At 42.4% G+C, this 10,697-nt stretch carries 12 protein-coding genes and 1 tRNA gene; 4 read left to right on the top strand and 9 right to left on the bottom strand.

Features of this window, described 5'->3' with window-relative positions:
- Positions 1–963 (top strand): crotonobetainyl-CoA--carnitine CoA-transferase (locus tag WS34_RS12905; RefSeq protein ID WP_046405263.1); only part of this gene is annotated, 963 nt, incomplete at its 5' end.
- Positions 964–1,013: 50 nt separating this feature from the next.
- Here WS34_RS12905 and WS34_RS12900 read toward each other — a convergent pair.
- From WS34_RS12900 to gpmI, 3 genes are all read right to left on the bottom strand, one after another.
- Positions 1,014–1,089: transfer RNA gene (locus tag WS34_RS12900), tRNA-His, on the bottom strand.
- Between the two features lie 123 nt (positions 1,090–1,212).
- A complete protein-coding gene (locus tag WS34_RS12895; RefSeq protein ID WP_022160642.1) occupies positions 1,213–1,803 on the bottom strand; it encodes a DUF3109 family protein in 591 nt (196 codons plus the stop codon).
- A 95-nt stretch (positions 1,804–1,898) separates the two neighbouring features.
- Positions 1,899–3,419: a 2,3-bisphosphoglycerate-independent phosphoglycerate mutase gene (gene gpmI, locus WS34_RS12890; RefSeq protein ID WP_046405261.1), complete on the bottom strand. Its 1,521-nt coding sequence runs from the start codon at positions 3,417–3,419 to the stop codon at positions 1,899–1,901.
- 296 nt (positions 3,420–3,715) lie between these two features.
- On the opposite strand from gpmI, the gene WS34_RS12885 reads away from it, so the two are divergent.
- Complete coding sequence (locus tag WS34_RS12885; RefSeq protein WP_041557024.1) at positions 3,716–4,054, top strand: PadR family transcriptional regulator; 339 nt, start codon at positions 3,716–3,718, stop codon at positions 4,052–4,054.
- A gap of 8 nt (positions 4,055–4,062) precedes the next feature.
- A complete protein-coding gene (locus WS34_RS12880; RefSeq protein ID WP_046405259.1) occupies positions 4,063–5,589 on the top strand; it encodes a PspC domain-containing protein in 1,527 nt (508 codons plus the stop codon).
- A gap of 76 nt (positions 5,590–5,665) precedes the next feature.
- On the opposite strand, the gene WS34_RS12875 is transcribed toward WS34_RS12880, so the two are convergent.
- The 4 genes from WS34_RS12875 to WS34_RS12860 are packed head-to-tail and all read right to left on the bottom strand — an operon-like array spanning position 5,666 to position 8,337.
- Positions 5,666–5,998: a hypothetical protein gene (locus WS34_RS12875; RefSeq protein WP_022160639.1), complete on the bottom strand. Its 333-nt coding sequence runs from the start codon at positions 5,996–5,998 to the stop codon at positions 5,666–5,668.
- A 10-nt stretch (positions 5,999–6,008) separates the two neighbouring features.
- Positions 6,009–6,851 carry a DUF4296 domain-containing protein gene (locus WS34_RS12870; RefSeq protein ID WP_046405257.1) on the bottom strand — a complete coding sequence of 281 codons (843 nt, stop codon included), beginning with the start codon at positions 6,849–6,851 and terminating at the stop codon, positions 6,009–6,011.
- Entirely contained in the window at positions 6,848–7,600 is a 753-nt protein-coding gene (locus WS34_RS12865; protein WP_013613494.1) for an ABC transporter ATP-binding protein, read from the bottom strand. The genes WS34_RS12870 and WS34_RS12865 overlap by 4 nt, the downstream gene beginning before the upstream one ends.
- Positions 7,600–8,337, bottom strand: coding sequence for an MlaE family ABC transporter permease (locus WS34_RS12860; RefSeq protein ID WP_013613493.1), 738 nt, complete (start codon positions 8,335–8,337; stop codon positions 7,600–7,602). Before WS34_RS12860 ends, WS34_RS12865 begins: the two co-directional genes overlap by 1 nt.
- Positions 8,338–8,567: 230 nt before the next feature.
- Here WS34_RS12860 and WS34_RS12855 point away from each other — a divergent pair, with 230 nt between their 5' ends.
- Positions 8,568–9,632, top strand: a complete 1,065-nt coding sequence (locus tag WS34_RS12855; protein WP_046405262.1) for a mannose-1-phosphate guanylyltransferase — start codon at positions 8,568–8,570, stop codon at positions 9,630–9,632.
- A gap of 111 nt (positions 9,633–9,743) precedes the next feature.
- Here WS34_RS12855 and porN read toward each other — a convergent pair whose 3' ends face one another.
- Together porN and WS34_RS15705 are read right to left on the bottom strand one after the other, a co-directional pair.
- Positions 9,744–10,385, bottom strand: a complete 642-nt coding sequence (gene porN, locus WS34_RS12850; protein ID WP_286693778.1) for a type IX secretion system ring subunit PorN/GldN — start codon at positions 10,383–10,385, stop codon at positions 9,744–9,746.
- The coding region (locus tag WS34_RS15705) for a hypothetical protein (protein WP_286693777.1) at positions 10,294–10,697 on the bottom strand (404 nt) is incomplete at its 5' end. The genes porN and WS34_RS15705, both read right to left, overlap by 92 nt.

Genomic DNA, 10,697 nt, shown 5'->3' with positions numbered 1-10,697 from the left:
ACCGAATTAATGAGTAATTACGGACCGATCTGCGAACTATGGTTTGACGGAGGCTGGGACAAACCGGCCCAAGCCTGGGATATTCCCCGCCTGTACAAGCTGGTAAAAAAACTACAACCTCATTGTGCCATTTCCACCAACCAAACTATTGCCTATCGGGAAAACTCGAACGAGATCGTACCTGTAGAACTTCAAACGACAGACAATCGCTACTATTGCCAATATTTTCCATCGGATTTCAGGTTGTGGGACCCCAAAATTGCCAGTTCATCCGATAAAAAACAGTACCTGTATCAAGGGAAATCATATTATCTGCCTTTTGAACACACGATATGTCTGAGCAGTGAATGGAACTGGTTTCAAAAGTCTACCCCTATAGCCCCCCGGGAACTGGACGAGCTGGAAGAATTGTTTTATTGGTGTACCGCCAATCAGAATACCCTGGTTTTAAATGTCGCTCCCGATGCAACAGGCCGGATCAAAGAAAACGAAGCCAATCAGATTATTGCCTTGAAAAACAGGTTAAATCTGCGGAAAAACAAACCTTTTCCGACCAATGGGAAAACGGTCTCTCTGCAACAAGAAGCCAATGTCAACTCGGTTTGGAACAATCAAATCCAGGAATACGGCCCACAAAATGTCGTCGATGGCGGATTACAAACCCGTTGGGCCAGCCAGATCGATTGTCCGGAGCTGATTATAAAATTAAATGAACGGGATAAATTCAACAAAATTTCCATTTTTGAATACCGGGATGGCTTGCAAAACCGGATTCAAGCCTATACAATCGACATCTGGCAAGACAACCGGTGGACAACCCTTTACCTGTCTCAAAGTCCGATGGGAGCCTGTAAAGTGATCCATCTCCCTCAAACTTACCAAACCAGTCAGATTCGCTTGAAAGTACTGGCAGCTAGTGCCCCTCCTTCGATTTACGAATTCAGTGTTATACACAAAGAATAAGCCGGAAACAAAAAAGCAGTTATCTTTCGAATAACTGCTTTGTAGTTAAGGGGTGGAAGATCGGGCTCGAACCGACGACCTTCGGAACCACAATCCGACGCTCTAACCGACTGAGCTACATCCACCATTTTGCTTTTGCGCTTGCAAAGATAAGGAGAATCTGTTATTCTGCAAACAAAATATCAAAAAAAATGTCTAAAATTCAGTTTTAGTCGTTCCATCCAAAACAATAAACTTGCATTCAAGTATTTACCGAGGAGGGATTTCTATATTTCCAGCTTCAATCTCACGGGCGGCATACTCCAACTGTTCGTACCATTCTTCACCATACCGAGCGATCAAAGCCTGTTTTAAAAAACGATACAACGGCATACCTGCTTGCTCACCTTTTAGCCGGGCACATCCGCAAATATCCCAACGGTTGTAATTCAGTGCTTCAAATCCTTCGTATTTTGTCACCCGGATCGGATATAAATGACAAGAAATCGGTTTACGAAAATCACACTTCCCCTCAGACCAAGCTTTTTCGATCGCACACCAACAACTTCCTTTTTCTTCTATGGCATAAGCACATTCTCCCCCTTGAATCAATGGAGTCACCAAATCCCCCTCCTGATCGATCACCGAGAAACCTTGTTCCTCAACAGCTGCAATCCCTTCGGGTTTCATATAAGCCCGGATATTTTCATAGTTCGTCTCGATCCGCACCGGTTCATCCTCTTCCAAAGGGGCCCCCGAATCTCCTTCGACACAACATATTCCCCTGCACTGCGCTAAATCACAACAAAACTTTTTTACAAAAATATCGAAACTTACGATTGTATCCTCTATCTGTATCATAGTCGAAAACCGACAACTATATGGTTTTGTTTATCATGTTCATAAAGTCTGCAAAGTTTACAAACTTGACAGACTTTATAAATCATTTATCCCTGTTATTTTATCAAGCTTTTTCCGGTCATTTCTGCAGGCTGGGCAACTCCCATAATCTGCAGGATGGTTGGAGCGACATCAGCCAAAACGCCGTTATTCAAAGTCTTTCCCTTTTCGTCGGTCACCCAAATGCAAGGCACCGGATTCAGCGAATGAGCCGTATTCGGAGTACCGTCGGGATTGACAGCATTGTCGGCATTTCCATGATCGGCAATAATCAATACATCGTAACCATTGGCCTGAGCGGCAGTCACGACCTTTTCGACGCAACGGTCGACCGTTGCTACTGCCTTTTGGATCGCTGCATACACACCGGTATGTCCCACCATATCTCCGTTAGCGAAATTCAGGCAGACAAAATCAGCTGATTTGGCATTCAATTGCTCTACTAATTTTTCCGCCACTTCAGGAGCCGACATCTCGGGTTGTAAATCATAGGTAGCCACTTTCGGCGAAGGCACCAAAATCCGGCTTTCACCTTCAAACTGCGCTTCACGTCCTCCGTTGAAGAAGAAAGTCACATGAGCATATTTCTCTGTCTCGGCAATCCGCAACTGTTTCAAACCGGCCTTACTGATCACCTCTCCCAAGGTATTCTCTACATTCTCTTTATTAAACAGAATATGCAGACCTTCAAAAGTAGCGTCGTAAGGAGTCATACAACAATAATACAAAGGCATCTTCTTCATCTGCTGTTCGGGGATATCCCGTTGGGTCAAAGCAATAGTCAATTCTTTGGCGCGGTCGTTACGGTAGTTGAAGAAAATCACCATATCACCCGGTTCGATCACACCCACAGGCCGATGGTCGCTTCCGACATGTACGATCGGTTTGATAAATTCATCGGTAATCCCTTCGTCATAAGACTGTTGGATACTTACCTCCACATGCTGCGCAGGGGTACCGATTCCATTCACAATCAAATCATAGGCTTCCTTTACACGCTCCCAACGATTATCCCGATCCATAGCATAATAACGACCGATGACAGAAGCGATCCGTCCGGTCGATTTGTCCATATGAGCCTTCAATTCTCTTATGAATCCCAGTCCGCTCTTCGGATCGGTATCCCGGCCATCCATAAAACAGTGAACAAAAGTTTTGGCTATTCCAAATTCTTTAGATACATCACATAGTTTCTTCAGATGCTCCAAAGAGCTGTGTACTCCACCATCCGATACCAAGCCCATAAAATGTACTTGTTTTTTATTGTCACGGGCATAAGTAAAAGCCTTCACGATCTCGGAATTCTGCATAATCGAATTATCCCGGCATGCTTTGTTGATCCGTACCAAATCCTGATTCACCACCCGTCCGGCACCGATATTCAAATGGCCGACTTCAGAATTACCCATCTGGCCATCCGGCAAACCGACATTTTCTCCACAAGTCAGTAATTGAGCATGCGGATATTTTTCCGACAATGAATTCATAAAGGGAGTCGGGGTATTAAAAATAGCATCCGTCTTGTCATGCTTCCCGATTCCCCAACCGTCTAAAATCATCAATAATACTTTATTCATATCTGTTTTTATTTATTGTTATTGCTTAAAATCACCACAATCATTTGTTTACAAAGTTAATTTATTATCCCGACTTTCTCCCGAAAGTACCGATTTTTAGCGGGATAATTTTTACGGAAACGTTTTTATCGTCATCCCGGCGATTCAAATTTTTTCAAACGATTTATATTCAAAAACGCCCTAATCTTTGTAAGGTACTATCCCAAACAAATATTTATAAAAAATTTAGTACTATGTATTGCATAATACTATATTAATCCATATATTTGTTCCGTAAAACCAAAGAAGAGGCGCTTATGAACATAGAAAACACACAGGCTCAAATGCGGAAGGGGATACTCGAGTACTGCATTTTACTGATCATCGCCCGGAACGACGCCTACGTCCAGGACATCATCAATAAGCTGAGAGCTTCGAAAATGCTGGTGGTAGAAGGTACCGTTTATCCTCTACTCACCCGATTAAAGAACACCGGATTGCTGGCCTATCGCTGGGAAGAATCGACACAGGGCCCTCCCCGGAAATATTACAACATCACCGAACAAGGACGTCAATTCCTGCAAGCCCTGGAAACTTCGTGGGAAGAACTGACGACAGCTATCGAAATCCTAAAAGCACCACATACACCTCAATAACAAACATCATGAAAAAAACATACAACATCAATCTCAACGGTCAGGTATTTTGTATCGACGACGATGCTTGTCTGAAACTCCAATCTTACATAGACACCCTGGAAAGTCATTATCTGAAAGAAGAAGACGGCCGGGAAATCATGGCCGATATCGAAAGCCGGATCGCCGAATTACTGAAAGAAGTGCTCGGGAAAGGATACAAACAAGTGGTTACCATGGAAGATATCGACCAAATCATTCGGATCATGGGTAGTCCTGACGTAATCATCGACGAAGATACGGACAAGAGCACAGAACCGATAAAACGGAAACTATACCGGGATACCGACGAATCTGTTCTGGGGGGCGTAGCTTCAGGAATAGCAGCTTATTTCGATATTTCGGTGGTATGGATAAGAATTGCTTTTGTCTTGTTAGCGTTTTTCTACGGAGTAACGATCCTAGCTTATATTATCCTTTGGATCGCCACACCTGCAGCTGTGACTGCCAGACAAAAAATGGAAATGAAAGGAGAAAAAATCAATGTTTCCAATATCGAGAAAAATATCCGGGATACCTATGACGATCTAAAAAAAAACTCTGGTATTCAAAAATTCTTCACCGGAATAGAAAACGGTGCTAAAACCTGTTTTCAGACACTGAACACTATTTTAAGGAAATGCCTTAAGATCGTGTTCAGTGTGTTGTCTGTCGTGGGATTGCTGGCAGGAACCTTTCTGTTTATCCTGGTTTTCTGGTGTCTGCTGTATCCCGAAAGTGTTACAAATTTCAGCATTTATCATATTCTATGCAGCTCCATATCGTCAGAGCTATTACTGACTTTGAAAATCATCCTTTTACTCACCCTGAATATCCCTTTACTACTGATCATCTATATCTCGGCCCGTTATCTATTCCAGTTCAACTGGAATAAGATTTTCCTTCTAACGGCAATCGGTTGTTGGTTTCTTGCCGGATTCGCAGGTATCATCATCACGATACAGCAAAGTCTGAGCTATAGTGATGTCACAGAAGAAACGGAGGGCCATTCTTTTATCACCGCCGACACGACCTCGCATAAATACCTGTTGAAGATCGATGATCTGCCTCAGGTCAGCGAGAATAGTAACATCATCCATACAAACAGATATTTTGCAAATATACTGGCATTCGACAGTATTCCCCCCAAAGAGATCTATCTCAAAACTTTTATCCGTACAATTCCAAGTACGTTTTCCCGGCCTTCCCTGACGATTCAGAAAAAAATCAGAGGTATCCGTACCCCGGATCATTTCAGGCCATTGAATACCATCCGATACCATTGGGAACAAAATGGAAACGAACTGACCCTGGACAATTATTTCAAAATACAACCCCCTCATTGGAAAGGGCAGGAAGTAGAGGTCACTATCCGGATTCCTGAAGGAGATACCCTGGTCATCCAGGGAAGTAATAAAATAAGAAATAATATCATTCATTCCTGTATTCCTTTCCAGGGATATAAGAAAAATTATACCACTGTCATGAAAAACGGAGTGTTGGAGATAGTGAAATGAAATAATTTTCTCACTGATTTTAACCGATGAATGGGGGGGGAACCAAAAGTCCGGAAACCGACTTTCGGCCCCTCATTTATAATAAACGAAATTTCGTCTTGTTTGTCCAGGTGAGCTTCAATAAATCGGCACCTTCCCAAATTCCCACCCCCTGATACTCTTCTCCTCCCCGACGGTAGATCTCGTCCAACCAGGGTAAAAGCAAATCTCCTTCTTCAAGTCTTTCCTGATAAGCCGCCACATAAGCCGCCACAATCAATCCACCATAAAACTCCAACCCTTGTATTTCACGAATTCGTCCTCCTGTATCGACCACATCTTTCACCCGTCCTTGTTCAAGAATCACATATCCATTCTTCACCAATGGAAATCCCGGCAAACAGATATAATTAGCAGCAATCTTTCTCATCAAACGGTATTTATCGTCTTCGCAAACTTTGTTTCAGCCTTTTCTCCGTTTCCCGGGAAACATAAGGCCGATAAAGATAAGTACCCCAGGCTTCCCCTCCCATTTCGTCCAATTCTACCAATTTTTCCTTTTTAGCGGGAGGAGTTTTTTTACCTTTCACCGGTTTGATATATTTTGCCGGAGGCATCGTATCCAGGAAAGTTATCACCAGCCGGTTATACACCGAATCGGCATATTGCGACCAATTGTAACTACGTTTTAACGTATCGAAATCGACCACCAGATCTCTCACCCGCAAGGTATCGTTACCGTCGGCAGAAAGAAAATACGAACGAATCCGCCGGTTTTGGGTATTCTGGAGAGAATCGAAATGAATCGTCGTTCCGAATTTATATAATCCCGGAACAATACTATCGACAGTTATCGTGAAAACACTATCCAATTTTAAGGTATCCACCAACGGAAAATAGTTGACAGAATCTTTCGACTTCAACTCATTGAGTACTTTTTCAATAGCTGTGAGTTGCCGGTGTATACTATCGATAACCACATCATACATCTTCGAAAACAGGACCGTCTGAGCCGAATAATAATATAAACAAGAGTCGAATTCCGCTTTGTCGATATGATATTTCCGGAATACATCGTTGTAATATTCATAATTTTTCAGTTCATTATATCCCTGCCCTATTCCCCGGTACACCGACAAGGTTCCGTCGACTTTATGCAAATCGATCAGCAGGTTTGTGAACTGCTCTTTATTCAAAGGTACCTTTTTAGATTCACAACCTCCAATGACTCCCCCCACACACGCCATGATGATTAGTATTCCTTTCCGGATAAATGATATCATAAATCTTTTTTTATAAGCTTAAACAACTGAGAAGAAAAAATAAATTCATTCAGATACGGATTATCCGTATGTGCAATTTGCTCTTTCGAACCTTCCCATTCCTTGCGTCCTTCGTGAATAAACACGATTTTTTCCCCGATTTCGAAAACAGAATTCATATCGTGTGTATTGACGACCGTCGTCATATTATATTCGTGGGTAAGCTCACTGATCAAATTATCGATAACGATAGAAGTCAAAGGGTCCAAACCCGAGTTAGGTTCGTCACAGAACAAAAATTTCGGCTGCAGGACAATAGCCCGGGCGATAGCCACCCGTTTTTTCATACCTCCACTGATCTCCGAGGGATACAGATCTTCGGCTTTATTCAGTTCCACCCGATGCAGGCAAAAGAGTGCCCGTTCTCTTTTCTCCTCGTAGGAAAGATCGGAAAACAGGTTGAGGGGAAACATCACATTTTCCAATACCGTTTGTGAATCGAACAAAGCCCCTCCCTGAAACACCACTCCGATTTCTTCCCGCAAAGATTTGAGTTGTTTGGAATTCATCGTCGTCAAATCGCGGTCACCGTAATAAATATGACCGGTCGTAACCGAATGCAAGCCGATCAGGGATTTCAGCAAGACCGTTTTACCGGACCCACTTTTCCCGATGATCAGATTCACTTTACCGGCTTCGAAAGTGATATCGATGTCCGATAATACCTTCTTATTATCGAAAGATTTACCCAAAGCTTCAACACGTATCATTACAGCATAATTTGAGTTAATACCAGGTTAGCGGTCAATATAGCGATACTACTATCGACCACAGCTTTCGTCCCGGCTTTACCGACTTCCCGGGCTCCCCCCTGGACGTAATATCCATAAAAAGCAGGGATTGAGGTAAATATAAAAGCAAAGAACAAGGTCTTTACGATCGAATAGGTCACATAGTAAGGATTGAAGGAAAAATGAAGGCCATAAACAAAATCTTCAAAATTGACAACTCCACTGATCAATCCGGAAATGATTCCCCCTAAAATACCGATAAAAACACTGAAGATATAAAGGATCGGATTAATCACCAGAGAAGCTAAGATCTTCGGTCCCACCAAATAAGAAACCGAATTGACTCCCATGGTTTCCAAAGCTTCTATCTGCTCGGTAATCCTCATACTCCCGATCTCGGAAGCGATATTACTACCGATTTTACCGGCTAAAATCAAGCTGACGATCGTCGATGAAAATTCCAGCAACATCGTTTCCCGGGTCAGGTAACCGATCAAATACCGGGGCAATAAGGGACTCTGCATATTATAAGCAGTCTGCAAAGTCAGCACCGCTCCGATAAAAAAAGAAATAATCACTACTAAGACAATTGAATTCAAGCCTAACTTTTCAAATTCAACTATTACTTCTTTAGTATAGACACTTCTTTTTTCCGGACGGGAAAAGGCTTTTCTAATAAAAATAAGATAGCTACCCAGCTTATATAAAAACTTCATATTCCTGTCGGTTAAGAAAAACAAGGTAAAAATATAAATTATTCATGGATTTACGCGTTCCTACTCTCATAAAGTTCCTAAATCGGCTCAAATCCGGTACTGCAGCAGGGAATAAAATCTATATCAAGGAGAATCGGCGGAATAATTTCAGGATTCTGAAAAAAGTAGTATATTTGGTATATTATTTGAAAGCTATTTTAAAAAGAGGAACTTTAAATATACAACTACGAATGAATCCAAATTCCTACTGCTTAATTATGGCCGGGGGTATCGGAAACCGTTTCTGGCCGGTAAGTAACCGCCGTTGTCCCAAACAATTTTCTGATATCCTGCACTGTGGAAAGAGCTTTATCCGTCAAACTTACGAACGTATTTCCCAGATTTTCCCCAATCATCGTATTTTTATCATCACCGGAGAAGAATATGAAGATATCATCAAAAGGCAACTCCCGGAAATACCGGATTCCAATATATTGAAGGAACCTTATGTCAGAAACACCGCCCCTTGTATCGCTTATGCCGCTTATAAAATCAAAGGTCTGAATCCGGATGCGTATATCGTCACTATCCCTTCCGACCATTTTATCAGCAACGATCAGGCTTATTTGAACGACGTCCAGGAGGGGTTATCTTTTATCGAGAAACAAAAGGGACTGCTCACGATCGGCATCACTCCTACACGTGCCGAGACAGAATACGGATACATTCAGGTGAAATCGAAAGACAATACACAAAAAATATCACAGGTCAAGACTTTCACCGAAAAGCCCAACCAAGAACTGGCCAATATGTTTTTCGATTCCGATGAGTTTTTGTGGAATGCAGGTATTTTTATCTGGAGTGTTCAGGATATCATCCAGGAATTCAAGACCCATATGTTCGATCTGCACGCCCTTTTCAATACGGAATGTAAACTGAATACCCCGGCCGAACCTGCTTTCATCAAGAGTGTATACGGGCAATGCCACAATGTATCGATCGATGTCGGTATTATGGAAAAATCACAACATGTTTATGTATTAAAAGGGAATTTCGGCTGGTCGGACGTCGGTACCTGGCATGCTTTTCACGCCCTTTGTGATAAAGACGACCACAACAATGTCACCAATTCGGATAAAGTGGTGCTTAACGATTCGAACGACTGTATTGTGAACGTTCCTCCCCGAAAAAATGTCGTCGTTCAGGGCGTCGATAACCTGATCATTGCTGAAAAAGACAACTACCTGATGATTTGTCACCGCAAAGACGAAGATAAAATCAAACGCTTCGAAAAGTTTTTCCGTCATAAAAAATGAGGGTGACCACTTAAACTCAGATCGGTGAAGCCAGCATCCGATCCTAATGAATCAGCCTATCAGCTTCACCGATCTGAGTTCATTCACCTATTTCCGAACGGCCGCCTTATGCTAATATTCCCACAAGTCTTGTTCGTATTCGAAAATTTCATTTTTAATCCGGTCGGATTCCAGGACGGCATCGATACCCGTAGAGTAACTTTGAATCGAACGGTTGTTGTAAGGATTCGTTTCTTTTATGATCCTGGAGCTGAAATATCGTTTCAGAAAGACATCGTCCAGACTCAGGCGCAACGCATCGTTTTCAAAGTTATAAACCCCTTGTTTGGCAAATAAATCGCGAAATTCCCCATAATCGATCCAAAACAGCTGGGTTTTCAGGATACCGTCGGCATTTTCATCCTCCTTCGTGTATTCCCGGATCGGACACAGGGCAATAATCCGCACTTCCAAGCGGGAAGTCCGTTTATTAAAATACCACAGTTCCTTGATTTGCAGTCGTTTCACTTCAGAAGTCGTAATATCGTTAGAAACAGCAATATGTTCTAACTCACCTGTTTCAGGATTTCTCTTGGTCAAGGTATCGGTCGTTGCTCCGAACTTCTCTTTGATTTCGGCAAAAGTCATAGGAGTCTGCAACTCGTCATCCTGATAAGCCGTCTTAAAAGATTTTTCGATCCCCTGCATCATGACGTCGATCAAAGACATCCGCCCATCCAGCGGTTCCGTCGGATAGTAAAGCGGTAAGTTCATTTTTTCCCTCAATATCCCGCCATACGGTTTTACACCAGATGACATCGGCCGGTTCGACATAAGGAAGCGCAATCGGCGCCTTTTCCTGATTATCTTCGTTTTTTATAATGCTATCGAAAAAAGCCTTCGAATTCTGGGCTTCCGCATAAGATACCATCAACAAAAATGTACAAAAAACGATAATAATTTTAGTATTCATCATTCTCAAATTAAATTCGTCACTCGCTTCGACAGAGCCCTTTTTTATTCTATCCGGAAGGGGATAGATTGCAATTTCCGGGTAGTCCCATCCGGGCCTTTCACGACGATATT

Source organism: Odoribacter sp. N15.MGS-14 (assembly GCF_000980245.1).
GTDB classification, from domain to species: Bacteria; Bacteroidota; Bacteroidia; order Bacteroidales; family Marinifilaceae; genus Odoribacter; species Odoribacter splanchnicus.
The sequence above is the reverse complement of the archived record's forward strand: the minus strand, read 5'-3'. Positions and strand labels throughout refer to the sequence as shown.